Origin of the sequence: Pseudoflavonifractor sp. An85 (assembly GCF_002161235.1) — a bacterium.
Classification (GTDB): domain Bacteria; phylum Bacillota; class Clostridia; order Oscillospirales; family Oscillospiraceae; genus Enterenecus.
The window spans coordinates 25,695-51,280 of the sequence record NZ_NFHE01000017.1; the positions used below are offsets into that span (position 1 = coordinate 25,695).

Annotated in this window: 26 protein-coding genes and 1 tRNA gene; 11 read left to right on the forward strand and 16 right to left on the reverse strand. The window is 56.9% G+C overall.

The window, feature by feature from the left end; genetic code table 11:
• Nucleotides 1-37: 37 nt before the first annotated feature.
• The 10 genes from B5G37_RS09070 to rpmG form a co-directional block, all read right to left on the reverse strand.
• Nucleotides 38-1,477, reverse strand: a complete 1,440-nt coding sequence (locus B5G37_RS09070) for a TrkH family potassium uptake protein (protein ID WP_087256649.1) — start codon at nt 1,475-1,477, stop codon at nt 38-40.
• Complete coding sequence (trkA, locus tag B5G37_RS09075; protein WP_087256650.1) at nt 1,474-2,859, reverse strand: Trk system potassium transporter TrkA; 1,386 nt, start codon at nt 2,857-2,859, stop codon at nt 1,474-1,476. Before trkA ends, B5G37_RS09070 begins: the two co-directional genes overlap by 4 nt.
• Before the next feature lie 47 nt (nt 2,860-2,906).
• The gene (locus tag B5G37_RS09080) at nt 2,907-4,085 is read right to left on the reverse strand and encodes a MalY/PatB family protein (RefSeq protein ID WP_087256652.1); all 1,179 of its coding nucleotides are present in this window, start codon (nt 4,083-4,085) and stop codon (nt 2,907-2,909) included.
• A 194-nt stretch (nt 4,086-4,279) separates the two neighbouring features.
• Nucleotides 4,280-4,651 carry a 50S ribosomal protein L7/L12 gene (gene rplL / locus B5G37_RS09085; protein WP_087256654.1) on the reverse strand — a complete coding sequence of 124 codons (372 nt, stop codon included), beginning with the start codon at nt 4,649-4,651 and terminating at the stop codon, nt 4,280-4,282.
• A 70-nt stretch (nt 4,652-4,721) separates the two neighbouring features.
• Entirely contained in the window at nt 4,722-5,243 is a 522-nt protein-coding gene (gene rplJ / locus B5G37_RS09090) for a 50S ribosomal protein L10 (protein WP_087256655.1), read from the reverse strand.
• Nucleotides 5,244-5,536: 293 nt separating this feature from the next.
• Nucleotides 5,537-6,235 (reverse strand): 50S ribosomal protein L1, encoded by a 699-nt coding sequence (gene rplA / locus B5G37_RS09095; RefSeq protein WP_087232488.1) that lies wholly within the window; start codon nt 6,233-6,235, stop codon nt 5,537-5,539.
• Nucleotides 6,236-6,254: 19 nt separating this feature from the next.
• Complete coding sequence (gene rplK / locus B5G37_RS09100) at nt 6,255-6,680, reverse strand: 50S ribosomal protein L11 (protein WP_087232485.1); 426 nt, start codon at nt 6,678-6,680, stop codon at nt 6,255-6,257.
• Between the two features lie 84 nt (nt 6,681-6,764).
• Nucleotides 6,765-7,286, reverse strand: a complete 522-nt coding sequence (gene nusG / locus B5G37_RS09105) for a transcription termination/antitermination protein NusG (protein ID WP_087256657.1) — start codon at nt 7,284-7,286, stop codon at nt 6,765-6,767.
• Between the two features lie 12 nt (nt 7,287-7,298).
• Nucleotides 7,299-7,595 (reverse strand): preprotein translocase subunit SecE, encoded by a 297-nt coding sequence (gene secE / locus B5G37_RS09110; protein ID WP_087256659.1) that lies wholly within the window; start codon nt 7,593-7,595, stop codon nt 7,299-7,301.
• A gap of 33 nt (nt 7,596-7,628) precedes the next feature.
• Nucleotides 7,629-7,793, reverse strand: coding sequence for a 50S ribosomal protein L33 (gene rpmG / locus B5G37_RS09115; protein ID WP_087232476.1), 165 nt, complete (start codon nt 7,791-7,793; stop codon nt 7,629-7,631).
• 305 nt (nt 7,794-8,098) lie between these two features.
• On the opposite strand from rpmG, the gene ruvX reads away from it, so the two are divergent.
• From ruvX to B5G37_RS09155, 9 genes are all read left to right on the forward strand, one after another.
• Nucleotides 8,099-8,518 (forward strand): Holliday junction resolvase RuvX, encoded by a 420-nt coding sequence (ruvX, locus tag B5G37_RS09120; RefSeq protein ID WP_087256661.1) that lies wholly within the window; start codon nt 8,099-8,101, stop codon nt 8,516-8,518.
• 22 nt (nt 8,519-8,540) lie between these two features.
• A complete protein-coding gene (locus tag B5G37_RS14970) occupies nt 8,541-9,185 on the forward strand; it encodes a hypothetical protein (protein WP_143482908.1) in 645 nt (214 codons plus the stop codon).
• An 827-nt stretch (nt 9,186-10,012) separates the two neighbouring features.
• Nucleotides 10,013-10,381, forward strand: coding sequence for a GntR family transcriptional regulator (locus B5G37_RS09125; protein ID WP_087256664.1), 369 nt, complete (start codon nt 10,013-10,015; stop codon nt 10,379-10,381).
• Nucleotides 10,382-10,383: 2 nt separating this feature from the next.
• Nucleotides 10,384-11,736, forward strand: a complete 1,353-nt coding sequence (locus B5G37_RS09130; RefSeq protein ID WP_087256666.1) for a hypothetical protein — start codon at nt 10,384-10,386, stop codon at nt 11,734-11,736.
• Nucleotides 11,737-11,878: 142 nt separating this feature from the next.
• Nucleotides 11,879-13,432, forward strand: a complete 1,554-nt coding sequence (locus B5G37_RS09135) for an ABC transporter substrate-binding protein (RefSeq protein ID WP_087256668.1) — start codon at nt 11,879-11,881, stop codon at nt 13,430-13,432.
• Between the two features lie 53 nt (nt 13,433-13,485).
• Nucleotides 13,486-14,430 carry an ABC transporter permease gene (locus tag B5G37_RS09140; RefSeq protein ID WP_343229705.1) on the forward strand — a complete coding sequence of 315 codons (945 nt, stop codon included), beginning with the start codon at nt 13,486-13,488 and terminating at the stop codon, nt 14,428-14,430.
• Nucleotides 14,431-14,434: 4 nt separating this feature from the next.
• Nucleotides 14,435-15,235, forward strand: a complete 801-nt coding sequence (locus B5G37_RS09145) for an ABC transporter permease (RefSeq protein ID WP_087256670.1) — start codon at nt 14,435-14,437, stop codon at nt 15,233-15,235.
• Nucleotides 15,232-16,041 (forward strand): ABC transporter ATP-binding protein, encoded by an 810-nt coding sequence (locus tag B5G37_RS09150; protein WP_242962850.1) that lies wholly within the window; start codon nt 15,232-15,234, stop codon nt 16,039-16,041. The genes B5G37_RS09145 and B5G37_RS09150 overlap by 4 nt, the downstream gene beginning before the upstream one ends.
• Nucleotides 16,034-16,765 (forward strand): ABC transporter ATP-binding protein, encoded by a 732-nt coding sequence (locus B5G37_RS09155; RefSeq protein ID WP_087256675.1) that lies wholly within the window; start codon nt 16,034-16,036, stop codon nt 16,763-16,765. The genes B5G37_RS09150 and B5G37_RS09155 overlap by 8 nt, the downstream gene beginning before the upstream one ends.
• A gap of 51 nt (nt 16,766-16,816) precedes the next feature.
• Here B5G37_RS09155 and B5G37_RS09160 read toward each other — a convergent pair whose 3' ends face one another.
• The 3 genes from B5G37_RS09160 to treP all read right to left on the reverse strand — a co-directional run bounded on the left by B5G37_RS09160 (nt 16,817) and on the right by treP (nt 20,887).
• On the reverse strand, nt 16,817-17,203 hold the full coding sequence (locus B5G37_RS09160) for a hypothetical protein (RefSeq protein ID WP_087256677.1): 387 nt from the start codon (nt 17,201-17,203) through the stop codon (nt 16,817-16,819).
• Nucleotides 17,204-17,301: 98 nt separating this feature from the next.
• Complete coding sequence (gene treC / locus B5G37_RS09165; protein ID WP_087256679.1) at nt 17,302-18,954, reverse strand: alpha,alpha-phosphotrehalase; 1,653 nt, start codon at nt 18,952-18,954, stop codon at nt 17,302-17,304.
• Between the two features lie 10 nt (nt 18,955-18,964).
• The gene (treP, locus tag B5G37_RS09170; protein ID WP_087256681.1) at nt 18,965-20,887 is read right to left on the reverse strand and encodes a PTS system trehalose-specific EIIBC component; all 1,923 of its coding nucleotides are present in this window, start codon (nt 20,885-20,887) and stop codon (nt 18,965-18,967) included.
• 235 nt (nt 20,888-21,122) lie between these two features.
• Between treP and B5G37_RS09175 the strand changes: the two genes are divergently transcribed.
• Entirely contained in the window at nt 21,123-21,881 is a 759-nt protein-coding gene (locus B5G37_RS09175) for a UTRA domain-containing protein (protein ID WP_087256683.1), read from the forward strand.
• A gap of 393 nt (nt 21,882-22,274) precedes the next feature.
• Here B5G37_RS09175 and B5G37_RS09180 read toward each other — a convergent pair.
• The 3 genes from B5G37_RS09180 to B5G37_RS09190 form a co-directional block, all read right to left on the reverse strand.
• Nucleotides 22,275-22,351 (reverse strand) — tRNA-Pro (locus B5G37_RS09180).
• A 111-nt stretch (nt 22,352-22,462) separates the two neighbouring features.
• On the reverse strand, nt 22,463-24,523 hold the full coding sequence (gene rbr, locus B5G37_RS09185) for a rubrerythrin (protein ID WP_242962852.1): 2,061 nt from the start codon (nt 24,521-24,523) through the stop codon (nt 22,463-22,465).
• On the reverse strand, nt 24,520-24,897 hold the full coding sequence (locus B5G37_RS09190) for a transcriptional repressor (RefSeq protein ID WP_087256686.1): 378 nt from the start codon (nt 24,895-24,897) through the stop codon (nt 24,520-24,522). The genes rbr and B5G37_RS09190 overlap by 4 nt, the downstream gene beginning before the upstream one ends.
• 160 nt (nt 24,898-25,057) lie before the next feature.
• Here B5G37_RS09190 and B5G37_RS09195 point away from each other — a divergent pair, with 160 nt between their 5' ends.
• A complete protein-coding gene (locus B5G37_RS09195; protein WP_143482909.1) occupies nt 25,058-25,579 on the forward strand; it encodes a YcxB family protein in 522 nt (173 codons plus the stop codon).
• Nucleotides 25,580-25,586 lie beyond the last annotated feature (7 nt).

The following is a 25,586-nucleotide window of genomic DNA, read 5'->3' on the forward strand; positions in this document are numbered from 1 at the left end:
AAGGGAAAGAGTTGAATCCTGGGAAATATGTATGTAATTAGTGGCGCTTCCAAGCGCTGCGGCTAAAGAGCACCAGAATGGGGAAAATCTCCAACCGGCCGATGATCATGCAGAAGCTGAGCACCACCTTGCTCAACGGGGAGAAGGCGGCAAAGTTGCCCATGGGTCCCACCGCCTCCAGGCCGGGGCCTACGTTGCTGATACAGGTAATCACGGCAGTGAGGGTGGTGCCAAAGGAGAAGTTGTCCAGGCCCACCACCAAAGCGGAGGCGAACATGATGATGATATAGGTGGCCGAATAGGTGTAGATGGTGCGGATGGTGGAGTCGGACAGAGGAGCTCCATCCAGCTTTACCACCGTAACCGACCGGGGGTGGATGATGGAGCGCACCTGAGCGGCAATGGTGCGCAGAATGACCAGTATGCGAGAGCACTTCATGCCGCCGCCGGTGGAGCCGGCGCAGGCGCCGATGAACATCAAGATTACCAGCAGCATTCGAGATAGCTCCGGCCACAGGTTGAAGTCTGTGGTGGAAAAGCCTGTGGTGGAAATCACCGATGCCACCTGGAAGGCCGCAGCCCGGATAGCATCAGCATATGTAGAAAAGCTGGAAGCTATGTTCACGGACATGATAATGGTGGCCAGGGCGGTGACGCCCAGGAAGAAGCGCAGCTCGTCGCTTTTCAGCGCCTGTTTCACCTTTCCTGTCAGTACCAGAAAATACAGAGCGAAGTTGAGGGAGAACAGGAGCATGAAAATGGTGATGATAATCTCAAAAGTGGGGTTTCCATAGGCCCCCACCGACAGGTTGCGGTTGGAAAATCCGCCAGTACCTGCGGTGCCGAAGGAGTGGATCAGGGAGTCATACAGAGGCATGCCGGCAATGCGCAGACAGGCCACCTGGATGATGGTCAGCCCCAGATAGATGGCGTAGAGAATCTTGGAGGACTGGGAGGCCCGGGGCACCAACTTGCTCTTCACCGGTCCGGGGCTCTCCGCCCGAATGAGGTGGGTGGAGTTGATGCCCAGGAAGGGGAGCAGAGCAGTGGTGAGAATGAGCACGCCCATGCCGCCCAGCCAGTGGGTGAAGGAGCGCCAGAAGAGAAGCCCCAAGGGCAGCCCTTCAATGGCGGTGAGAATGGAGGAGCCAGTGGTGGTAAAGCCGGAAATGGTCTCAAAAAAGCAGTCCACATAGGAGCCAAATTGACCGGAGAACCAGAAGGGTAAAGCGCCAAACACACCGGACAGCACCCAAATGAGGCCCACCGAGAAGAAGCCTTCTCGGGCGAAGAACTTGCGTTGGCCCCGCAGGCCGAACACAGATAACAGGCCCAGCACCACCATGATGGCGATGGTTTTCAGGAAGGGAGAGGGGTCCTCTCCGTAGTACAGGGCCACGGCCATGGGCAGGAGCATGGCTGCGGCCTCCACCAGCAGGGTAAAGCCTGCCACACGAAAGACGGTTTTAAAGTTCATAGGCTGCCTCGCATGCCGAAGGAGTCGGCGTAAATGTCATTGAGATCCAGAATACCGCTGTCCTTGGCGATGACAATGACGATGTCATCCACCTGGAGGAAGCTGTTGCCCTCAGGAATGATGACTTGGCCGTCCCGGACGATACCGGCAATGAGGACTCCGTCTTTCAGCTTCAAGTCCTTCAGCGGGGTGCCCAAATTGCGAGTGGCAGAACTGACCACAAACTCCATGGCCTCGGCCTGACCGTTGGCAATGTGGTGCAGAGCAGTCATACGGCTGCCCTTGGAGTTCTGGATGCCACGCACCATGCGGAGAATCTGATAGGCGGTGGTGAGTTTGGGGGACACCACCGACTCCACGCCAGCGGAGCGGGCGATGAGGGAGTAGTTTTGCCGGTTGGATTTGGCAATGATCTTGCTCACGCCACACTGGTGGGCGTAAAGGGAGATGATCAGGTTGTCCTCGTCCCGGTCGGTGAGGGAAATGAATACGTCGCTGCTGGGCATGCACTCCTCGGTGAGCAGCTCCGGATCGGTGCCGTCCCCGTGGAGAATGAGGGCGTTGGGGAACCACTCTGCCAGCTCTCGGCAGCGGGATTCACTTTTCTCCACCACCTTGCACTGGATGCCCAGACGGTCCAACTGTTGCAGCAGGTAGTAAGTGACCCGGCCACCGCCAATGATGAAGGCCGAGCGGACTCGGTGGCTGTGGCGGCCCAGAACCTTGAAGAACTGGCAGACCCCGTTGGGGGTGCCCGCCACATAGATTTTATCCCCCACCTGAGGGATGAAGGAGCCGTTGGGAATCATTACCTCGTTGCCACGCTCCACGGCGCAGAAGAGGATGGGCAGGTTCTTGATCTTGGTGGCCAGATGGGACAAAGGCTGGTCGGCCATATGATCCCCGGGCTGGACATGGAAGGAGATAATCTCCGCCTTGCCCTTGGCAAAGGTGTCTACGTCTGCGGCATTGGGCAGACGAATCATCCGGGAGATGTCAGCGGCGGCCGCCAACTCGGGATTGATGAGCTTGGTGATGCCCAAATCCCGGCGCAGGTTGTCCAGGTCGGCGATGTAGTCCCGGTTGCGCACCCGGGCCACTGTATAGGGAGCGCCCAAACGGTGGGCGGTGTGGCCGCACAGAAGATTGATTTCGTCGGAGCTGGTGGCGGCAATGACGATATCCGCATCCGCTGCCCCTGCATCTTCCAGCACCGTGCGGGAGGCACAACTTCCCTTGATGCACATGACATCAAGCTGGTTGGAGACTCGGGTGAGTATATCCTCCGAAGTGTCAATGATGGTAATGTTGTGGTTTTCGGCAGCCAGATGTTGGGCCACCGTGGCGCCCACTTTACCAGCTCCTGCAATGATGATATTCAAGGTAAAATCCTCTCGTTTCTCTCTCTGATTGGGTCCAAGTGTGTTAGTTAGATCAACCCGCGTTTGCGGGCGGCGTGGGCCAAACGCTCCAGAGCCTCCTGAAGCACACTACGGGAACAGGCCAGGTTCAGGCGCATAAAGCCGGTGCCGCCGTAATTGATGCCATGGCTGAGGTACAGCTTGGCCTCCTGCTCCATAAAGTGGGCCAGGGCTTCGTCGTCCAGCCCCAAGCTGGAGAAGTCGATCCAGGCCAGATAGGTGCCTTCCAGCGGAGAAATCCGAACCTTTGGGAAATGCTGCGCCATGAAGTCCCGGAGATACCGGTCATTTTCTCCCAAGTAGGCAATTAGCTCATCCAGCCAGGGCTCACACTGCTCATAGCCCACTTCCAAGGCCAGGGTACCAAAGGCGGAGTCGGCATAGGCACCGGAACGGGCTACCTCTGCTACCAGCTTGGCCTTGTTGTCCGGGTCTGGCACGATGATGTTGCCGCAGGCCAGTCCCGCCAGGGAGAAGGTCTTGCTGGCGGCCATGCCGATGGCACAGTGCTTGGCATATTCCTCACCCAGGGTGGCGTACACCGTGTGAGGGTGATCCGGCTGGCACAGATCGCAGTGAATTTCGTCACTGATGACAAACACGCCATGGGTCAAACACAAGTCGCCTACCCGCTGGAGTTCTGCCTTTGTCCACACCCGTCCCACAGGGTTGTGGGGGGAGCAGAGAATCATAGCGGTGGTGGTGGGACGGGACAGCTTCTCCTCCAGGTCCTCAAAATCCATCTCATAGTGGCCATCCACCAGCTTCAAAGGATTTTCCAGCAGGGTACGCCCATTTTCCCGGACTGCCCGGTAGAAGGGAGGATAGACGGGGGTCTGGATGACGATGCCGTCTCCAGAGTTGGTGAATGCCCGGACAGCGGCGTTGATGCCGTGAACCACACCGGTGGTGCGTACGATCCAATTCCGCTGGATCTCCCAACTGTATCGGCGGGATACCCAGGAGCGAATGGCGTTGTAATAGCGATCACCCCAGCCAGTGTAGCCCCACAGCCCGGAACGAGCCAGTTCTTCCAGGGCGTCCACAATGGCGGGAGGGGAGCGAAATTCCATGTCTGCCACAGACAGAGGGACGATACCCGGCTCCGGATTGGGACCCATCAGGTCCCATTTTTCCACTTCCACGCCAATGCGGGGGGGGATGGGCTGGTCGAAGAATTGATTCACAGGAGACACTCCTCACATAGGATAGGATGATTTGTTCAAATCATATCACAACTGCACAACTGCCGCAAGGTGTATGCAGCAAAATGTTGGCAAAATCACGGGGATGGCAGGGGGAAAGGGGGAGGAAACACAGAAGGACTTGCCGCAGTGAGTCCTGCGACAAGTCCTTCTGATAACGACTGTGGGGAAGTAAATTACTTCAGCTCCACCTTGGCGCCAACCTCTTCCAGCTTAGCCTTCAGAGCCTCGGCGTCCTCCTTGGAGATGCCCTCCTTGATAGCCTTGGGAGCGGCCTCAACCATGCCCTTAGCCTCAGCCAGGCCCAGGCCGGTGACCTCACGGACAACCTTGATGACCTTGATCTTCTCGGAGCCGATCTCAGTCAGCACCACGTCGAACTCGGTCTTCTCCTCAGCGGGAGCAGCAGCAGCGCCAGCGGCGGGAGCGGCCATAGCAGCAGCGGAAACGCCGAACTCCTCCTCCAGAGCCTTGACGAGCTCGTTGAGCTCCAGAACGGTCAGGGACTTAACCTCTTCGATCATAGCAGTAATCTTCTCGCTAGCCATGATGAAATACCTCCTTAAATAAATAATATAAAGTAAAATGTGGGTGGGTCAGAAAGACCCCAGTGCTGAATTACTCAGCAGCCTCCTCAGCAGGCTGGCCGTCCTTCTCGGCAATAGCTTTCAGGACAATAGCCAGGCTGGTAATGGGAGCCAGCATCATGCCGAGCAACTGAGCCACCAGGCCGTCCTTAGAGGGCAGCTCGGCCAGAGCGGCGATGTCCTCCAGGGGGAGCACCTGGCCGTCCATAAAGCCGGCCTTGATGTTGAAGCGATCGCCCAGCTGCTTGGAGTACTTGTTGATAATGCGCATGGGGGCGATGGGATCGTCCTTAGAGATGGCAATGGAAGTAGTACCGTTGAGCACCTCGTCCAGCTCGCCGAGACCGACGTTGTCAGCAGCACGGCGCAGCAGGGTGTTCTTCACGACGGTATATTCCACACCGTTTTCTCTCAGCTCGGCACGCAGAGCAGTGTCCTCGGCCACGGTGATACCCTTGTAGTCCACCAGCACACCGGAAGAAGCGCTCTGCAGGGTCTCGGTCAGAGAGGCCACGATGGCTTGCTTTTCACTGAGAACCTTTGCGTTAGGCATTTGGAATTCACCTCCGGAAAATTTAGTGCAGCGGTCTTTGCCCAAACAAGCAAAAACGCCGCTTTCGTGTCAAGACGAAAACAGCGCAAACATATCGTTATGAGCTGCATTCTCGGTAGGGTTTACGGCTTGGCCACCTACTGTCTCCGAACACGAAGTGTATTATATCAACCCGAGAGGGATTTGTCAAGCAAAAACCTCTCGAATTGGATATAATTTTGAGAAAAACCTTGGGCCTGTCCCCATTCCGCCGCCATAGAGGGACGAGGAATGGGGAACAGGACAAGAATCTCTTAGTTGCCGAACTTGGCAGCGCTGACCTTCACGCCGGGGCCCATGGTGGAAGCAGCCACACAGCTCTTCACGTACTGGCCCTTGGCGGCAGCGGGCTTGGCCTTGACGATGGCGGTCATCAGAGCGTTGAGGTTGTCAGAGAGCTTCTCAGCGCCGAAGGAGACCTTGCCGATGGGGCAGTGGATGATGTTGGTCTTGTCCAGACGGTACTCCACCTTACCGGCCTTGATCTCGTTGACAGCCTGGGTCACGTTGGGGGTCACGGTGCCAGCCTTGGGGGAGGGCATCAGGCCCTTGGGGCCCAGAACCTTACCCAGACGGCCAACCACGCCCATCATGTCGGGGGTAGCCACGACCACGTCGAAGTCGAACCAGTTTTCCTTCTGGATCTTCTCCACCATGTCCATATCGCCCACGAAGTCGGCGCCAGCGGCACGGGCCTCCTCGGCCTTGTCGCCCTTGGCGAAGACCAGCACGCGAGCAGTCTTGCCGGTGCCGTGGGGGAGAACGATGGCGCCACGGACCTGCTGGTCAGCGTGACGGGAGTCGACGCCCAACTTCACGTGCAGTTCCACGGTCTCGTCGAACTTGGCGGTGGCGGTCTTGATGACCAGCTCCATGGCCTCGTTCACATCATACTGAGCAGCGCGGTCGATGAGCTTAGCGCTGTCCACATACTTCTTACCTTTAGTAGCCATTGTTTGTCTCCTCCTTTCCTTACTCTTCCACCAGAACGCCCATGGAACGGGCAGTACCGGCGATCATGCTCATGGCGCTCTCCAGGCTGGAGGCGTTCAGGTCGGGCATCTTGGTCTCGGCGATCTTCTGCAGATCAGCCTTGCTCAGGGTAGCCACCTTGGTCTTGTTGGGCACGCCGGAGCCGGACTCAATGCCGCAAGCCTTCTTGATGAGCACGGGGGCGGGGGGAGTCTTGGTCACGAAGGTGAAGGAGCGGTCGGCATACACGGTGATGACCACGGGGATGATCAGGCCCATGTCCTTCTTGGTGCGCTCGTTGAACTCCTTGGTGAACGCGGCGATGTTCACGCCGTGCTGACCCAGAGCAGGACCAACAGGGGGGGCGGGAGTTGCCTGACCGGCGGGGATCTGAAGCTTTACATATCCAGTAACTTTCTGTGCCATTTGAAACAGCACCTCCTACATAAAATGTGGTGGTGACGGAGCCGCTTTGTGCTCCTCCCACGGTTGGTGACGGGCTGGTTCCCGTCAGTTGAGAGGCTCGACCTGGTCCAGGTCCAGTTCCACGGGAGTTTCCCGGCCGAACATGGACACGACCACCCGAACTTTGCTGCGCTCGGTGTCGATTTCCTCCACGGTGCCAATGAAAGATTCCAAGGCACCATCGGTGATTTTCACGTTGTCACCCACGTCATAAGAGACCATGACCTCGCGCTTCTCCACACCCAGGGCGGCAATCTCCTCATCGGTGAGGGGAATGGCCTTGTTGGCGGAGCCTACGAATCCGGTGACGCCCCGAATGTTGCGCACCAGATGCCAGGTCTCGTCGGTCATAACCATCTTGACCAGTACGTAACCGGGGAACACTTTGCGCTCCACGGTCTTGGGGCCGTTGTCGGTGATTTCCGTGACGGTCTCCATGGGAATGGAAACCTCGCCAATGACGTCATGCATGTTGCGGTTCTCCACAGCCTGCTCGATGGATACGGCTACGGTGTTCTCATAGCCGGAGTAGGTGTGGGCCACATACCATTTCATTTCCTCAGCCATGGCTTTAACCTCTTATGCGAAGAGGTTGAGCAGAGCCTCAACCACTTGGCGGGCGAGGAAGTCGAACACCCAGATGAACACGCCGACCAAGATCACGCAGGCGATTACGGTGCCCACGTTCTTCAGGGTATCTTTGCCGGAAGGCCAGGTAACCTTCTTCAGCTCGCCCTTCAGATCCTTCAGCCAGCGGGAGAAACGGTTCGGCTTCTTGTCCTTGTTCTTCGCAGCAGGCTTAGCCTTTTTCGCGGCAGCGGAGCTTACGGACTCCTTGCCGGAAACGGCCTCGTCTCGCTTGTTCAGTTCAGACATTGGTCCACCCTTCTTTCTTTGAGCCACAACTCATTACTTGGTTTCGGTGTGCAGAGTGTGCTTTCTGCAGAAGGGGCAGTACTTGTTGAGCTCCAGACGCTCAGTGGTGTTGCGCTTGTTTTTGTTGGTGTTGTAGTTACGCTGCTTGCACTCGGAACAACGCAGGGTAATCTTCACACGGCTACCGGCTTTCGCCATTCTCGGCACCTCCTTTTGAATTTGCCGTCCGGAAACAAAAAGCGCCGGAACGGCCATGGCCAATTCCAGCGCGTCAAAAGGGTGCCGGGGCACCCTATCATCTGCTACGGGAAACCGGCCTTTGCCTCCCTGTGGCCCTACGAAAAAGGGGAGAGGGTTTTTGTGTTCATCCCGTAAAAATGCGCACAAAAAGAAAGCCCTGCTCACAGGTGCATCTAGCATATCACAGGGGATGGGGGTTGTCAAGAGAAAATTTATCCTTTATAATTGTCTCACTTTTATGGATAAGCAGGAGGACAAGAATCATGCGTGTGATGGCTGTGGACTACGGAGATGCCCGGACCGGGGTGGCTATTTCGGACGCCATGGGGCTGCTGGCGGGATTCACCACGGTGATCCACAGCCGCAAGGCCGATCAGGTGGCCCAGGAAATTGGCAAGCTGGTGGGCGAGCACCGGGTGGAGGAGCTGGTCATGGGCTTTCCCCGAAACATGGATGGCTCAGAGGGACCCAGAGCGGAACTGTACCGGGCCTTTGCCCAGCAGCTTCAGGAGGTCACCGGGATGGAGGTACACCTTTGGGATGAGCGGCGCACCACCATTGAGGCCCACCAGATTCTCCACGCCTCGGGGAAGAAGATGAAACAGCATAAAAAGAATGTGGACGCCGTGGCCGCTACCTTAATATTAGAGGGGTATCTCAATAAGCTGCGGCGCAATTTCTGAACGTAGCCGAATGGGGGAAGTTATGAACCAAACACTATCCCGTACGCTAATGCGTTACTTTGAAAATCCAAACAATGTATGGCAATATGGTAATTCTGTGCTATACAATATGTGTGCTCAGGAACCTTACCATAATAAGAAAGACGTTATTATAGGAAAACTGTGGTTAATTGGGCGTAGTTATTCGGCTGCACTAGAAAGAAGAAAAACAGGAGATGGTTGTGACTCAACGGAATTTTATGCCGATGTAGTAGCACCAAAGATGTTGGAAATCGGAGATGAACTCGATAGAAGAATAGGAGTGTTGAAGGAATATGATAGGCTGACAGACGATAATCTAGATAGTCTACTTAGTACTCATATGTTTCTGACAGATGTGTTTAACCAATTAACGAAGCTGGATAAGAGGTCTTTAGCGTCCAAGTACTTACACTTTCATTCTCCAAATGCAGTTTATATCTATGATAGTCGGGCAAGCAATGCAATCAGGAAAGTTGTTAGAAAGAATAAATATCAGCTATACAAACACTATTCCTGTGGGTGTGATACTATTTATGCAGATTTCTGTGTGCGAGCATTGAATTTGCAAGAATTGGTCTCTCAAAAATATGGGAGAATTTTATCATGTAGGGAGATAGATGATTTCCTGTTATATTATACTGACTGATTGAGCAGTGTTATAAAGATGATAAAGTATAAACATTAGTGGAAAGTAGGGGAGTGGCTTGCCCCTCCCGAATCTCTCAGGACAATGCCGGGGAGCCAGCGGGTTGGGCAAGCCACGGCCCTTACCACAGCACCACAGGGGGGCGTCAGATGCTCTCGGCGGCGGGAACGCCGCACACACCAGACTAGGCCCGGACGGGGAAACCGCCCAGCTATAGGGCCAGCTGCCCAGAGTAACTTGGTGTGGTGGTACAAACAGGAGCCACAGCAGGAGTGACGGGCCGACTATAGCCTTGACGCACGTACATTCCAGTACCCCAGGGAGGTCCTTAGGGGGGAACGCCCTAAGCGGGTTTTGGTTCCTTTTGACCGAGCAAAAGGAACCCCCAGCGGGAAGCGTCCCCACCAGGCTGGCAAGCCTGAACTAGGATGTTGAGAAGAACAATCCCTCCGTCAGCCGGACGGCTGACAGCCCCCTTTGCACAAGGGCGGCGTTTGGCCTGGTGGAGGTCAGAGGGCTGTTTCCATTGACCGGGGCTGGAACTTCTGGTACACTGATTGTAGGATCTGTACACGGTAAGCATAATACCTTTTTTGATTTTGGGGTGAACCGTATGAAATGGAAGAACATGATTTCCCCGGTTTTGTCTGTGCTGGTGCTGGTTCTGATGGCCCTGTGGGGCGTAGGTATAGTGTCAAATGAGGAACATACCCCATAGAGCTCCGCTGAATGGGATGCAAAGTCAACCCCGCGAGGGGTTGACTTTTTATATCTCTTGTATTACAATCTATAATACAAACAAGACAAAGAGAGGACGGTGAACCCTCATGCTGCTGCAATTGGATTTCAACAGTGAGCGACCCATTTACCAGCAGATTCGGGATCAGATTGTGTTGGGCATTGCCCAGGGCAGCCTATCCCCAGGGGAGAAGTTGCCCACAGTGCGGGCCTTGGCCGATGAGGCTGGGGTGAACATGATGACAGTGAGCAAGGCATACCAGCTGCTGAAACAGGAGGGGTATATCACCACCGACCGGCGAAGCGGCACCGTGGTGAGTCCCCGGGAGGGCACCCAAACCGTACCGGAACAGACTCGCAAACGGTTGGAGCTGGCCCTGTCTGAGCTGCGTGTGGCCGGATGGAGCCGGGAACAGGTGTTGGAGCTGTGTGAGCAGCTATATGAACAGGAGGGGTGACCATGATCGTGCGGTTGATTCTTTGGGCGTGTGGAATCATCATCATACCGTTGATGTTTTGGCAGCTCAACAACGAGACCAAGTTTAAAAAGAACATTGCCCTGGGGGTCACGTTGCCCTACGTGGGACGCACCCACCCCCAGACGGTGGAGTTGCTCACGAAGTTCCGCCGCACTCTGCGGTGGACCTGTCTGGGCTTGTTGGTATCGGTGGTGGTGCTGGTGCTTTTGCCCATGTCTACGGGGCTGTCGCTGACCATATGGCTCATTTGGATTGATGTGGCCATGGTATTGCCGTTTATTCCCTACGTGAAGTACCACAAAAAACTTAAGGCGCTGAAAAAAGAGCAGGGCTGGTACCCGGAGGTGCCCCGCACCCGGGTGGTGAACCTCACCGCTGCGGCCCAGCAGGAAAAGCACATCTCTCCGGTGCAATTTTTGCTTCCTCTGGCGGTGAGCTTGGTACCCCTGGTGTGGGGCATCGTGCAGCAGGATTGGCTGATGACCGCCATGTTCCTCACCGGCCCGGTGTGTGTGCTGCTGTTCTGGGCTTTGTACCGGTGGGCCATGCGCCGTCGGGCGGAGACGGTGGATGAAAACGAGACCCTGACCCAGACCCTCACCCGCCTTCGCAGGCGGGCTTGGCGGCGCAGCTGGGTGTGGGGCAGCTGGTTTATGGCGGGGGTCAACCTGGCCATGTGGCTGTCTCTGGACCAGCCGGTGTGGGGACTGCTGGTGATGTTGGCTTTGACAGTGGTGTTTCTGGTGTTGGCGGTGGGGCTGGAGTTCCACCTGCGCCACCAACAGGAGCGGCTCACCGCCCAGAGCGGACGGGACTACTATGTGGACGAGGACGAAAAGTGGATTTGGGGCATGTTCTACTATGACCCCAACGACACCCATCTGGTGGTCAATAACCGCATCGGTATGAATACCACGGTGAATCTGGCCAAGAAAAGCGGTCGAATCATTTTGGGAGCTACCGCCGTGATGATGTTGCTTCTGCCCCTGTGGGGTGTATGGTTGATGGCGGAGGAGCAAAGCCCTGTCACCCTCACCCTCACGGAGACCACTTTGGAGGCCAAACACGGCTGGGATGATTACGAGATATCCCTGGAGGATGTGGCCCAGGTGCAGCTGCTCCAAGAGGAGCCTGCGGGGTTGCGGCGCATTGCCGGTACCGCCATGGACACGGTGCTCAAGGGCCGATACCAGAGCAATGCCTATGACAAACTCACCTTGTGCATGGATCCCCGCACGGGTCCATGGCTGCTTGTCACCATGGAGAATGGTACCATGTACCTGGTGGGAGACGGCAGTGCAGATGTGGAAAAAATCTATCTTCAAATGCAATAAAGGGCAATTTGTGGCGCAGGGAAGCTCCCTGCGCCACATAAATTGTGCAAGAAAATCCTTGCAATTATCTTCCTATGTGGTAGAATGAAGCGGACAACTGAATACAGTTGCGAGAAAGGCAGAAAAGAAAGGAAGAAGCAAAATGCCCAAGTTTGCAAAACGGGCCCTTTTGCTGCTGTTGGCTGCGGTCATGCTGCCGGTTTCACTGTACGGCTGTACAGGAAATACGGACCCTGGCACCACCCAGCCCGCATCTGCACAAACGGGCGAGTTATCCGAAGGAAACTCAGTCACGGTAGGTATCGCACAGGATTTGGACAGTCTTGATCCCCACGCGGCGGTTGCTGCAGGGACCAGTGAAGTGCTGTTCAACGTCTTTGAAGGTCTGGTGAAAGCCAGCCCTGACGGCGGAGTCATTCCCGCTGTTGCCAGTGACTACACGGTTTCCGACGATGGACTGACATACACCTTTACGTTGCGGGAGGGTGTGAAGTTCCACAACGGCAATGCAGTCACCATGGAAGACGTGTTATACTCCTTGGAACGCTGCGCCGGGTCAGAGAACAATGGAACGCCTCTGATTTCGGCGTTTTCTAATGTAACGGGCTTTGAGACGGTGGACGACACCCATCTGACGGTGACCTTGAAGCAGGCCAGTCTGGAGTTTATCAACTCTATGACCGCTGCCATCATTCCCGCCGGTTCCGGGGCCACCATTGCCACCGATCCCATTGGCACCGGCCCCTTCTCCTTTGTCTCCTACACCCCTCAGCAGAGTATGGTGATGAAGAAGTTTGACGGGTACTGGGGCGAGGGGGCCAAGCTGGACCAGGTGACCTTCCGCATCATCACCGATGTGAATACTTTGGTCATGGGCCTGCAAAGCGGCACTCTGGATATGGTCATTCACCTGCCCAACTCGGTGCGCAGCCAGGTGGAAGGGCAGTTCACCGTGCTCCAGGATACCATGAAGCTGGTGCAGGCGCTGTACCTGAACAACGACGTCAAGCCCTTTGACGACGTGCGGGTGCGTCAGGCCATGTATTACGCCATCAGCGTGCCTGAGATCATCGAACTGGTGAGCAACGGGGACGGTGTGGCCACTGGCACCAGCATGTACCCCGCCTACACCAAGTACTTTATGCCCGAGCTGGCGGACAACTACCAGCAAAACTTGGACAAGGCCAAGGAACTGTTGGCGGAAGCTGGCTATCCCAACGGCTTTTCCATGACCATCACGGTACCCTCCAACTACACCCAGCACGTGGAGACTGCCGAGGTGCTGATGCAGCAGCTGTCTCAGGTGGGCATCACTGCTAAGCTCAATCCCATCGAGTGGGAGAGCTGGGTCAGCGATGTGTACCGGGGCCGCAACTTTGAGTCCACCGTGTGTGGCATTGCGGCCAGCGACATGACCGGCCGGGAGATGCTGGAGCGGTATGTCAGCGACCACCAGAAGAACTTCATCAACTTCCAGTCTGAGGAGTACGACGAAGTGATGGACAAAGCCCTGTCCACGTTGGATGCCGACGAGCAGACCCAGCTGTACAAGCAGGCCCAGACCATCCTCAATGAGGAGGCTGCCAGCTTGTGGATTCAGGATCTGTGCGATCTGGTGGCTTTGAACCCGGCTTTGGACGGCGTGACCTTCTACGCCACCTATGTGCTGGACATGAGCACCATTTACTACAAGTAAGGGATGAAAAAAGGGGCCGCGCAGCGGCCCCTTTTTCGAAGAGGTGAGAGAAGATGATGAAAACCCTGGCCAAACGGCTGTTGCTGCTGGTGGGAACGCTGCTTTTGGTAACCATTCTGGCCTTTGTGGCCTTTTCCATCATACCCGGCGACCCCACGTCCTCTATTTTGGGCGTGGAGGCCACGGCGGACCAAGTGGCTGCCCTGCGGGAAAAATTGGGGCTGGATCTGCCCATTTGGCAGCGGTATCTCCACTGGCTGGGGGGACTGCTGACGGGGAATTTGGGGGAATCCTATAACTACGCCATGCCGGTGGGACAGTTGTTGTCCACCTGCATCAGCTATACTGCCACCCTGGCGGTGATGTCCTTTGTGCTCATTGTGGTCATCTCTCTGCCTCTGGGGATTTTGGCGGCCCGGTATGAGGGAGGCGTGGTGGATCGCGTGCTGACGGTGCTCAACCAGATCACCATGTCCGTGCCTAACTTTGTGGCCGGTCTGTTGCTGGTGTACGTCTTTGGTCTGGTGCTGCGGCTCTTCCAGCCCGGAGCTATTGTCACCCCGGCCATGGGGTGGGGGAGCTTTCTGGGATACATGTTCTTCCCGGCCCTGGCGGTGGCGCTGCCCCGGTCTGCCATGACGGTGAAGCTGCTGCGCGGCTCCATTCTCAGTGAGTTGGGCCAGGACTATATCCGCACAGCGTACAGCAAGGGCAACTCCAAGACCTCGGCGCTGTGGCGGCATGTGCTGCGTAACGCCATGATTCCTGTGGTGACCTTCCTGGCCATGACGGTGGCGGATATTATGGCCGGCTCCATCGTGGTGGAGCAGGTGTTCGGCATCCCCGGCCTGGGTAAAATGCTGGTCACCTCCATTGGCAACCGGGACTATCCGGTGGTGCAGGTGATCGTGCTGCTGATTGCTACCATTGTGGTGGTGAGCAACTTTGCCGCCGATCTGCTCTATCGGGTGATGGACCCCAGACTGAGAGGACGGTGAGGATATGAGACGGAAAAATTGGTATGCCAGACTGGGGGGCGTGCTCACCGTGGCCATGTTGGCCTTTGCGGTGACGGGCTTTTTCTGGACCCCCTATGAGCCCACCGCCTTTGATGCCACCAGCAAATATGCCCCACCCTCCCTGGCCCACCCCTTTGGGTGTGACCAGATGGGGCGGGATATCCTCTCCCGTACCCTGGAGGGAGCGGGCAGCACCTTGGTGATCGCCTTGGCAGTGCTGGTCATCGGCTTCGGCCTGGGCCTTCTCATCGGCTCTCTGTGTGGCTATTTCGGCGGGGCGTTGGACGCCCTGGTCATGCGGGTGTGCGACGCTCTGGCTGCCTTTCCCAGTGTGCTGCTGGCCTTGGTGGTACTGGCGGTGATCGGCCCCGGCAAGTACAACGTCATTGGGGCGTTGGGGGTGTTGTTTGTGCCCAGCTATGCCCGACAGGTGCGGGGGGAGTTTCTCAAGTTCCGGGATCGGGACTTTGTGCGCTCCGCCCAGCTCATGGGCGTACCCAAGTGGCGGATTCTGTATGTGCATATTCTGCCCAATACCTGGCCGGTGCTGCTGTCGGGGCTGACCATCGGCTTTAACAATGCGGTGCTGGCTGAGGCATCCATGAGCTATTTGAGTATCGGCGTCACCGCCCCGGACGTGAGCTTGGGCCGGATGCTCAACGAGGCCCAGAGTGTGTGGTTTACCGCTCCCTGGTGTATGCTAGGCCCTGCTCTGGTGGTGGTGCTCACCATTTTGGGCGTGAGTATGCTGGGCGAGGGCCTGCGGGAAAGGATGCGTGCATGATGCTGGAAATCAATCATTTGAACATCGCGTTCCCCCATGCCCAGGGCCACTTTGAAGCTGTAAAGGACTTTTCCCTTACTGTGGAGGAGGGACAGGTCATCGGCATTGTGGGGGAGTCCGGCTCGGGCAAGTCCATGACGGCCCACGCCATCATGGGACTGCTGGACCGCAAGCAGGTGCAGGTCTCCGGCTCCATCTGCTTTGACGGGGTGGAGCTGCTGGATTTAAGCCGCAGTCAGATGCGGGCCTACCAGGGCAAAGAGCTGTCCATCATCTTCCAAGAGCCCATGACCAGCTTGAATCCCACCATGAAGATTGGGCCCCAGGTGGAAGAGGCTCTGCGCATCCACACCAAGATGTCCCCCAAGGAGCGCAAGGCCCGGGCGCTGGAGGCCATGGCGCTCGCGGGGCTTCCTCAGGCGGAGGCGCTCTACCACCAGTACCCCCATCAGCTGTCCGGCGGTATGCGCCAGCGGGTGATGATTGCCGCCGCTCTGGTGCTGCGGCCCCGGCTGCTTATCGCCGACGAGCCCACCACTGCCCTGGATGTGACCATCCAGGCACAGATTCTGGACACGCTCAAGGAGATCAACCGGAAAGAGGGCATCGCTATTTTGTTTATCTCCCACGACCTGGGGGTTATTCGCGCCCTGTGCCACCACGTGGTGGTGATGCAGCAAGGGAAGATTGTGGAGGCGGGGGATGTGGAGCAGGTGTTCTACCACCCTCAGCAGAGCTACACCCGGCGGCTCATTGCCTCCCGCCCCACCCGAACCAAACTGAAAGCAGGTGGTAGCCATGGCTGAGAAACCAATGGTAAACATCCAGGGCCTCAACAGCTACTATGGAAAGGGTAAGGAGCGCAAGCAGGTGCTGCGCAACGTCTCCCTCACCCTGGACCCCGGCGAAGTGCTGGGCATTGTGGGGGAGTCCGGCTCTGGCAAATCCACCTTGGCCAAGTGTCTGTTGGGGGTGGTGAAGGACACCCAGGGCACCTTGGAGGTCAACGCCTTCCGGCCTCAGATGGTGTTCCAGGACCCCTACGGTTCCCTGAACCCCGCCAAGTCGGTGGGCTGGTTTTTGGAGGAGCCCCTGCGGGTGCTGGGGGTGAAGGACAAACAGGAGCGCAGGACCCAGGCCATTGACATGCTGCGGCAGGTGGGCTTGGGGGAGGAGCACTACTCCCGCCGTCCCTCCCAGCTCTCCGGCGGCCAGCGCCAGCGTGTGGCCATTGCCGCCGCCCTCATTGGCGGCAGCCGCCTCATTGTGCTGGATGAGCCTGTGTCTGCCCTGGACGTGACCATGCAGGCCCAGATTCTCCAGCTGTTGGTGGACTTGAAAGAAACCTTCCGTCTGTCCTACCTGTTCATTTCCCACGACCTGGCGGTGGTCTATCAGATCTGCGACCGGGTGGCGGTGATGTACCAGGGGGAGATTGTGGAGCAGGGGAGCGTGGATGACATCTATGACAACCCCCAGCACGAGTATACCAAGAAATTGCTCCAGGCCTCTCTGGCCCTGGAAGAATAAACACATGGGCGGACGGCCGTGAAAGGCCGTACGCCCATGCGTTTTGTGTGGTTAGACCCGTCGGTAGCCCAGCAGATATCCTGCACAGTAAACTACCCAGGCCACGAAGCAGCCCATCACCGGGGCGATGCACCAGTAGCCAAAGAGGACCAAGCCCAAGAGCGTCCATTGGGTGAGGCAGAGCCACACCAGACCTACCCCAGCCAGGATGCCCAGGGGGAGGAGAATGCACACCGGGGTGGAGCGGGTGCGGCACAGCACCAGCTGCAACAGGAACATGGGGATAAAGTGGAAATAGATGAGAAGAGCCTGGTGCCAGACGGGGATGTCGATGGGCAAGTCCCAAAAGGCGGAGACAAAGACCACGGCATATACCGCCGCCGTCACCCAGAGCAGCCGGAACAATATGCGGTTGGTGTTGGGATTCCAGGTTTTCATAACGATGCCCCCTTTCCTTGGTATCTTTAGAATACCAGAGGGAAAGGGGGCTGTATAGAGCTATGGGATAGGTGGACGGCTGGTGGGGATAAGTGGTCTTAGTGGGACTCTTTCAGCAGCAGCACCGACTCGTAGGGCCGCAGCTGCCACTCGCTCTGAGGGGCGCTGTCCGAGTAGTTGGACAGCAGCACCTGGTAGCCATCCAGCTCTACGGGAGCCTTCCACACGCACTCCTTGGGGTAGAAGTTGTTGACGCAGATGAGCTCCTGGCCCGGAATTTTGCGCTGATAGGCCAGTACGGCGGGGTGGTCGGGAGTGAGGGGAGAGAAGTCCCCTTGGGCGAACACGTCGTAGGTATGGCGCAGGCGGATGAGGGCCTGATAGTGGGCGAAAATGGAGTCTTTGTCCTCCACCTGGGCCTGGGCGTTGATGGTGGCGGTGTTGGGGTTCACCGAAATCCAGGGTTCCCCGGTGGTGAAGCCGCCCTGGGCAGTGGCATCCCACTGCATGGGGGTGCGGCTGTTGTCCCGGGAGTGCACCTTGAGGATGTTGTACACGCTCTCCTCGCTCATACCCTTGTCCCGGAGAATCTGGTAGTGGTTGAGGCTCTCCACGTCCCGGTACTGGTCCAGGGAGGTGAAGTTGGCGTTGCTCATACCCAGCTCTTCTCCCTGGTAGATGTAGGGGGTGCCCCGCATGGCGTGGACGATGTTGGCCAGCATCTTGGCGGATTCCTTCCAGTAGGTGCCCTCGTCGCCGAACCGGGACACCACCCGGGGCTGGTCGTGGTTGCACCAGAACACGGCGTTCCAGGCGTTGTGGGCGGCCATGCCTTCCTGCCAGGAGAAGAGAATATCTTTGAGTTTACCGAAGTCAGTGGGCACCAGCACCCACTTGTCGTTGCCCATAAAGTCCACCTTCAGGTGGTGGAAGGAGAAGACCATGGACAGCTCGCCGCAGTCTGCCCCGGCATAGCGGAAGCAGTTTTCCATGGAGGTGGAGGACATCTCGCCCACAGTGATGATCTCCGGATCCTGGCCAAAGCTCTCCTGGTTCAGCTCGTGCAGAAACTCGTGGATGCGGGGGCCGTCGGTGTAGAAGCAGCGGCCATCCCCCTGGAAGTCGTCGGCGTACTCGCCCTTGCTGATGAGGTTCACCACGTCGAAGCGGAACCCCTTGACGCCCTTGCTCATCCAGAAGCAGACGATGTCCTGGACTTCTTTCCGCACGGCGGGGTTTTCCCAGTTCAAATCTGCCTGGGTCTTGTCAAAGAGGTGGAGGTAGTATTTGCCCAGCTGGGGCACATATTCCCAGGCGTTGCCGCCGAACTTGCTCTCCCAGTTGGTGGGCGGGGTGCCATCGGGCTTGCCGGGGCGGAAAATGTAGTAGTCCTGGTACACCGGGTCCCCGGCCAGGGCCTTCTGGAACCACTGGTGGTAGGTGGAGGTGTGGTTGAACACCATGTCCAGCATGATGCGGATGTTGTGGACCTCGGCCTGTGCTACCAGTTCCTCGAAGTCGGCCATGGTGCCATACCGAGGGTCAATGGCCCGGTAGTCCGCCACATCGTAGCCGTTGTCGTTTTGGGGAGAGACGAAGAAGGGGGTGAGCCAAATGTAGTCTACACCCAGGGTTTGCAGGTAGTCCAGCTTGGCAGTCACGCCTCGCAAGTCGCCCAGTCCGTCCCCATTGGTATCCAGAAAGGACTTGGGATAGATCTGATATACCACGCTGTTGCGAAAGTCTTTCATAGTTGATTCCTCATTCCATGGTGATGATAGCGGTTTTTCCAGCCTGGGCATCCAGTCCAATGTGGAAGGCGAAGCGAACCGAGCCCGGTTCCGTGATGACAAAGGCTGTGGTGGTGGGGTGTCCGGCGGCACGGATTTTCTCCGGATCAAAGGTAATGAGCTTGTCGCCGGTGCGCACCCGGTCCCCCTCCTTGACATGGAGCTGGAAGCCGTCGCCACCCATGGACACGGTGTCCATACCCACATGGATGAGCAGCTCCACGCCGTTATCTAAGAGTAGGCCACAGGCGTGCTTGCTGTCGGCGATGACGGTGGATACGGTGGCGTCTGCAGGAGCTATCACCACGTTGTCAATGGGCTCAATGCCCACACCCTGGCCCAGGACGCCCTGGGAGAACACGGGATCGGGAATCTCTTCCATGGGGATGACGCGGCCGGAGAGAGGGGCCTTGATGTCGCGGACGGTGTCAGCGGGGATCTCCTGGGTGGGAGCGGGAGCGGCCTCTTGATTGGTACCCAAAGTGGCGGCGTCCAGCTTGCGCTTGCCCACCACATAGGTCAGCAGGAAGGGCACCACAATGGCCACGGCCATGGCCAGCAGGAAGGTGAGATAGAACTGAGGCTTGATGGACAAAATGCCGGGCAGGCCGCCCACGCCGATGGAATAGGCCTCCGAGCCGGTGACGATGGAGATGACGGCGGCCAGGCCGGAGCCAATCATGCCGCATACCAGGGGGAAGCCGTACTTCATGTTCACGCCAAACAGGGCGGGCTCGGTGACGCCCAGATAGCAGGAGATACAGGCGGGGATGTTCACCTGCTGCGCCCGTTCATTCTTGCGCTGCAGGACAGACATGGCCAGCACTGCGGAGCCCTGGGCGATGTTGGACAGGGCAATCATGGGCCACAAAATGGTGCCGCCGTACAGATTTACCAACTGGGTGTCGATGGCATTGGTCATGTGGTGCAGACCGGTCATAACGATGGGGGCGTAGAACAGACCGAAGGCGGCGGCAAACAGCCAGCGCACGGGGGAGGTGAGACCGGCGTACACCACCGAGGCGATGGCGTCGCCAATGGCCCAGCCGATGGGGCCTACAATGGTGTGGGCGATGATGACCGCAGGTACCAGGGAGAAGAAGGGTACCATAATCATGCTGATGACTTCCGGGCAGATCTTTTTCAAAACCTTCTCCAGGTACACCAGCACAAAGCCCGCCAGCATGGCGGCAATGACCTGGCCCTGATAGCCGATCATCTGCACCTGGGCAAAGCCGAAGTCCCAAACGGGAATTTCCGTGGCGGTGGCCACAGAAAAGCCGTTGAGCAGCTGGGGAGAGACCAAGGTCAGGCCCAGAATGATGCCGAGAATCTGGGTGGTGCCCATCTTCTTGGAGATGGACCAGCAGATGCCAACGGGGAGCATGTGGAAGATGGCCTCGCCGATGAGCCACAGGAAGCTGTACACGCCGGCCCAGAACTGGGAGGTGTCCGCCAGGCTCATGGTGCCGTTTTCAAAAAAGTTGATTTCACCGATGATGTTGCGGAAGCCCAAAATCAGACCGCCGCAGATGAGGGCGGGGATGATGGGGGCGAAGATTTCGCCCAGAGTGCCCACAGCTCGCTGAATGAGGGACTGGTTGGACTTGGCGGCAGCTTTCACCGCGTCCTTGCTCACCCCTTCAATGCCGGCGTAGTCGGTGAATTCCTTGTAAAAGACCGCTACGTCGTTACCGATGATGACCTGGAACTGTCCGGCCTGGGTGAAAGTTCCTTTCACAGATGGAATTTCCTCAATTTTGGCGGTGTCCGCCTTGTTGGGATCCACCAGCACGAACCGCATGCGGGTCATGCAATGGGAGACGGCTTGGATGTTCTCCTTTCCGCCGATGTGGGCCAACAAGGCCTGTACATCTCCTTGATATTTTGACATGTGCCCATCCTCCTTCTACACCGGGGAACCTTGGGGCGTGTTCTCCCGGATTCCTGATTGACTATACGATACAACACTTGTTTAAACAAGTCAACCTGACAAAGACCATAAACCGAAAGGCACTTTTTTGGGCAGATACACAAATCGCTGTGGTAGGTACCCTGGAGGTTGACAAAAGATGCCTGGAATAGTATCTTTAAAAGATAAAGCCATGATACAACAAGGTGGAGAAGCTATGCCGAGAGAAAAGTTCACCCAAATTTACGCAACCCTAAAGGAACGCATTGAATCTGGGGTTTATCCTGTGGGCCAGCTGTTGCCCTCAGAGAATACGCTGATCGGCGAGTTTGCCTGTTCTCGCAACACGGTGCGCCGTGCCATTGCGGAGCTGGTACGGGATGGGTATGTGCAGACCAGCCAGGGAAAGGGTGTGTGCAACATCTTCCAGCCCATTGAACGCTCTTCCTACACCATGGGCACCATCGAGTCCTTTCGGGAGACCGCCCGACGGACGGGGCAGCGCACCACCACCCGGGTGGTACGGCTGGAGAAGTGCGTGGCGGGAGTCACCGTCTCTCTGCTGACGGGATTTCCCGTGGGGACAGAGCTATTTTCCCTCAGTCGTGTCCATGAGATGGACGGGAAGCCCATCATTCTCAACCACAGCTATTTGCGGGTGGACTGCATGCCGGACCTGACCGCAGAGATTGCCCAGGGGTCCTTGTATCGCTACCTGGAGGAGGAGCTGGGCATGGTGATCGTCACCAGTAAGCGTACCATTACCGTGGAACCGGTGACCCCCGCCGATGAGAAATGGCTGGATTTGGGAGAGTATAACTGCGTGGCAGTGGTGAGCAACCAGGTGTACAACAGCCAAGGCGTGATGTTTGAGTTTACCCAGTCCCGCCATGTGCCCAGCGTGTTCCGGTTCCAGGACAATGCGGTGCGGCGCTCCACGGGGAGTGGTACCAGGCGTATGACTGTTGAAACATGATGAGTAATATAACAACAAAGGTCTTCCTCACGGAAGGCCTTTGTTGTTATGTGAGGTCGTAGGTTTGTTTTGGAGTGGAGTTTGCTCCCACGATGTGACAGGGCTTGAACCTATGGCCCTCAGAGCTATGCTCTGGAGGCCATAGGGCGGCGGATTTGAATGCAAAAGGCCGCAGGTTCAACCAGCGCTACAAAGCAAAAAAATACCGTCGACAAAACGTCGACGGTATTTTTCTGGTCCGAGTGACAGGACTTGAACCAATGGCCCCCAGAGCTTACGCTCTGTACGCCATAAAGCGGCGGATTTAAAGTGCCTGACGGCACCAAGAGGCCGCAGGTTCATTTCGAGACAAGAAAAAAGCAGAGTACTCGTAGTTGTTACGAATACTCTGCATGGTCCGAGTGACAGGACTTGAACCTGCGGCCTCTTGACCCCCAGTCAAGCGCGATACCAAACTTCGCCACACCCGGATCGGATCGGAACTATGACATCATAGCACAGCTTATTTCAAAATGCAAGAGGAATTTTCAAAAAACTCAAAATTTTTTGGGGGCGGCAATTTGCCGCCCCCAAAGGAATGCTTAGTAGTTCTCGCAGTTGATCTCGAAGAAGCTCTGAGGATGGTTGCAGGTGGGGCAGACCTCGGGAGCGGCGGTACCCACCACCAGATGGCCACAGTTGCGGCACTCCCAAATCTTCACTTCGCTGCGGGCGAACACCTGGGCAGTCTCCACGTTGTGCAACAGGGCGCGATAGCGCTCCTCATGGTGCTTCTCGATGGCAGCCACCAGACGGAACTTGGCGGCCAGCTCGGGGAAGCCCTCCTCCTCGGCGGTCTTGGCGAAGCCGTCGTACATGTCGGTCCACTCGTAGTTCTCGCCCTCAGCGGCGTGGAGCAGGTTCTGGGCGGTGTCGCCCAGCAAGCCCAGCTCCTTGAACCACAGCTTGGCGTGCTCCTTCTCATTGTCGGCCGTCTTGGTAAACAGAGCGGAGATCTGCTCAAAGCCCTGCTTCTTAGCCACGGAGGCGAAGTAGGTGTACTTGTTGCGAGCCTCAGACTCACCGGCGAAGGCGGCCATCAGGTTCTTTTCGGTCTGGGTGCCGGCATACTTATTGGTGGACTTGGGGGCTTCCTCCTCCACCTTCTCAAAGACGGAGGCAGGCTGCTTGCACACAGGGCAAACGAAATTTTCGGGGAGGGAGTCACCCTCGTGGACGTAACCGCATACTTTGCATACCCATTTACTCATACTGTTGTCTCCTTTCCCATGTAACACATGGCTGTAATTTTGATAGCTGGTATGTAGTATCTTCTCGGCGCGCTCGCTCAGGGGCTGGCCGTAGAATTGCTCATATACTTGCACGATTTCCGGGTTCTCATGGCTTTTCCGAAGGGTCAAAGCCTCGTCCCGGCGATAGAGACCGGCAATGCGGCTCTGGCGGGTTTCGTTGGGGTTGCGGGAGAAGTCCTTGGGCTGTCCGCCGCCGCCGATGCAGCCACCGGGGCAAGCCATGACCTCCACGAAGTGATAGGGTTTACCCGACTTCTCCATCTCTTCCAGGAAGGTACGAGCGTTGGCGGTGCCATACACCACCGCCACGTTGACTTGGTGTTCCCCTACAGTCAGGGAGGCCTCTCGGATGCCCTCATATCCACGCACAGGCTGGAGATGGAGAAGAGCATCGGAGGCAGGCTCACCGGTGAGCCGCTCATAAGCGGTGCGCAGAGCGGCCTCCATCACGCCGCCGGTGTTTCCGAAGATGACACCGGCACCCGAGGCCTGACCCATGAGGGAGTCATAGGAACTGGGCTCCAGCTTGCTCCAATCCACTCCGGCCTCCTTGGCCCAACGGGCCAGTTCCCGGGTGGTGACCACATGGTCCATATCCCGCATGCCCTCTATGCCGTGATAGTCAGCAGCGGCATGCATTTCCTCCCGACGAATCTCAAACTTCTTGGCCGTACAGGGGGCGAGTGCCACGTTGACGATTTTCGTGGGGTCCAGCCCCATCTTTTCCGCAAAGTAGGTTTTAATGGTGGGGCCCTGCATCCCAATGGGACTTTTGGCAGAGGACAGGTGGGGCAGCAGGTGGGGATAGTAGGTTTCGGTGAAGTGCACCCAGGCGGGGCAGCAGCTGGTGAACTGGGGTAGGGGAGCAGTGTGATGGGTGAGACGCTCCACCAGCTCGCCGGCCTCTTCCATGATGGTCAGGTCCGCGGCGAAGTTGGTGTCCAGCACATAGTCTGCGCCCAGAGCTCGGAGAAGGGCCACCATCTGACCCTCCACAAAGGTGCCTGGCTCCAGCCCGAACTCCTCGCCCAGAGCTACCCGCACCGCGGGAGAGGTGGTGACAATCACGATTTTGTCCGGATCGGCCACCGCCTTTTGCACCAGGGGATATTCATAGCGCTCGATGATGCTGTCGGTGGGACAGACGTTGGCGCACTGGCCACAGTAAATGCAGATGGCTCGTCCACCGGTCTGATCCAGGGAGTATGTGCCAAGGACACCCATGCTCTGGGTGCATACCTGCTTACACATGCCACACTTGACGCATTTTTCCTCAATGCGGAGGATGCTGGGGTTGTCCGTTTCAATGGGGACGCGCACGGAGAGGGGAAGATGATGATTCGTGTTCAAGTCCGTTCCTCCTTTTGTTTGTTTTTACATGCCTCGCACAAGTAGGTCATCTTTAAATCGTAGGACAGAATGGGCATGCCCAGCTGTTCCTCCAGTTGTCGGGTCAGGTCGCTGAGGGTCACATCGGACAGCCTTCCGCACTCTTTACACACCAAGTGATCGTGGCGCTCCAGGCGGTCGTAGCGGTCTGGCTGACCTTCCAGCACTACCTTGCGGATGGCACCAGACTCCCACAATTTGTGAAGGTTGTTATACACGGTAGCACGCACCACAGCGGGATAGATTTGCTTGAGTTCTTGGAAGATTTGTTCTGCGGTCAGGTGGTCCCGAGAGGTCTGAATGATTTGAAGAATTTGCTTGGGATACTTGGTCATAGACAACACTCATTTTTAGAATTATTCTAAAAACAAGATACAGGAGGATTGGTGATTTGTCAATAGAAAATAAGAGATTTTAAATTTTCTTAAGGACTTTTTGCTTGGTTCTCTGGATAAAATTTGGTATAATGTAAATAAAATCAAGAAGGTTGGGAGGATGGATATGCATTACACCTGTCATACCATTTACGATCAGGCTGCCTTGACAGCCATGGCAAGAGCTTTGCGCAAGACCGTCTTGAAGAAATCTTCTCGACGATGGTGGATCGTGGGGTGGTTGGTGACGGCACTGGGGGTGTTTGCGCTGCTCAACCCCCAGGAGAGCCTTCCACTTCGTGTGGCCAATCTGGCCGCAGTGGTTTTGATGTTGATGCTGCAGTTCCGCCGTGACTCTCTCCGGGCTTGGCTGGCCAAGAAGCGTGCGCTGCCAGGCACGGAACTGTGCAGCACCAGCTTTTACCCGGATTATTACGAGTGTAAGATCGCGGGAGCGTCCACACGGTGGGGGTATGATAAAATTCTTCGGCTGGTGGACACCAAAGAATACATTATCTTTGCCATGGGGAAAAATCATGGCCAGGTCTATCAAAAAAGTCAGCTCAAAGGGGGCTCGGTAGACAGCTTTTGCAGTTTTCTGGAGCAAAAGACGGGAAAATCCATGGAACATCTGGATGCATGAAAGCAAC

Bases quoted from the DNA above. Each gene is read 5' to 3' on its own strand.
- B5G37_RS09070 (WP_087256649.1), bottom strand. From the start codon at position 1,477: ATGAACTTTAAAACCGTCTTTCGTGTGGCAGGCTTTACCCTGCTGGTG.
- rplL (WP_087256654.1), bottom strand. From the start codon at position 4,651: ATGGCTAGCGAGAAGATTACTGCTATGATCGAAGAGGTTAAGTCCCTG.
- rplJ (WP_087256655.1), bottom strand. From the start codon at position 5,243: ATGCCTAACGCAAAGGTTCTCAGTGAAAAGCAAGCCATCGTGGCCTCT.
- rplA (WP_087232488.1), bottom strand. From the start codon at position 6,235: ATGGCTACTAAAGGTAAGAAGTATGTGGACAGCGCTAAGCTCATCGAC.
- rplK (WP_087232485.1), bottom strand. From the start codon at position 6,680: ATGGCACAGAAAGTTACTGGATATGTAAAGCTTCAGATCCCCGCCGGT.
- nusG (WP_087256657.1), bottom strand. From the start codon at position 7,286: ATGGCTGAGGAAATGAAATGGTATGTGGCCCACACCTACTCCGGCTAT.
- secE (WP_087256659.1), bottom strand. From the start codon at position 7,595: ATGTCTGAACTGAACAAGCGAGACGAGGCCGTTTCCGGCAAGGAGTCC.
- rpmG (WP_087232476.1), bottom strand. From the start codon at position 7,793: ATGGCGAAAGCCGGTAGCCGTGTGAAGATTACCCTGCGTTGTTCCGAG.
- ruvX (WP_087256661.1), top strand. From the start codon at position 8,099: ATGCGTGTGATGGCTGTGGACTACGGAGATGCCCGGACCGGGGTGGCT.
- B5G37_RS14970 (WP_143482908.1), top strand. From the start codon at position 8,541: ATGAACCAAACACTATCCCGTACGCTAATGCGTTACTTTGAAAATCCA.
- B5G37_RS09125 (WP_087256664.1), top strand. From the start codon at position 10,013: ATGCTGCTGCAATTGGATTTCAACAGTGAGCGACCCATTTACCAGCAG.
- B5G37_RS09130 (WP_087256666.1), top strand. From the start codon at position 10,384: ATGATCGTGCGGTTGATTCTTTGGGCGTGTGGAATCATCATCATACCG.
- B5G37_RS09135 (WP_087256668.1), top strand. From the start codon at position 11,879: ATGCCCAAGTTTGCAAAACGGGCCCTTTTGCTGCTGTTGGCTGCGGTC.
- B5G37_RS09140 (WP_343229705.1), top strand. From the start codon at position 13,486: ATGATGAAAACCCTGGCCAAACGGCTGTTGCTGCTGGTGGGAACGCTG.
- B5G37_RS09145 (WP_087256670.1), top strand. From the start codon at position 14,435: ATGAGACGGAAAAATTGGTATGCCAGACTGGGGGGCGTGCTCACCGTG.
- B5G37_RS09150 (WP_242962850.1), top strand. From the start codon at position 15,232: ATGATGCTGGAAATCAATCATTTGAACATCGCGTTCCCCCATGCCCAG.
- B5G37_RS09155 (WP_087256675.1), top strand. From the start codon at position 16,034: ATGGCTGAGAAACCAATGGTAAACATCCAGGGCCTCAACAGCTACTAT.
- B5G37_RS09160 (WP_087256677.1), bottom strand. From the start codon at position 17,203: ATGAAAACCTGGAATCCCAACACCAACCGCATATTGTTCCGGCTGCTC.
- treC (WP_087256679.1), bottom strand. From the start codon at position 18,954: ATGAAAGACTTTCGCAACAGCGTGGTATATCAGATCTATCCCAAGTCC.
- treP (WP_087256681.1), bottom strand. From the start codon at position 20,887: ATGTCAAAATATCAAGGAGATGTACAGGCCTTGTTGGCCCACATCGGC.
- B5G37_RS09175 (WP_087256683.1), top strand. From the start codon at position 21,123: ATGCCGAGAGAAAAGTTCACCCAAATTTACGCAACCCTAAAGGAACGC.
- B5G37_RS09190 (WP_087256686.1), bottom strand. From the start codon at position 24,897: ATGACCAAGTATCCCAAGCAAATTCTTCAAATCATTCAGACCTCTCGG.
- B5G37_RS09195 (WP_143482909.1), top strand. From the start codon at position 25,058: ATGGATATGCATTACACCTGTCATACCATTTACGATCAGGCTGCCTTG.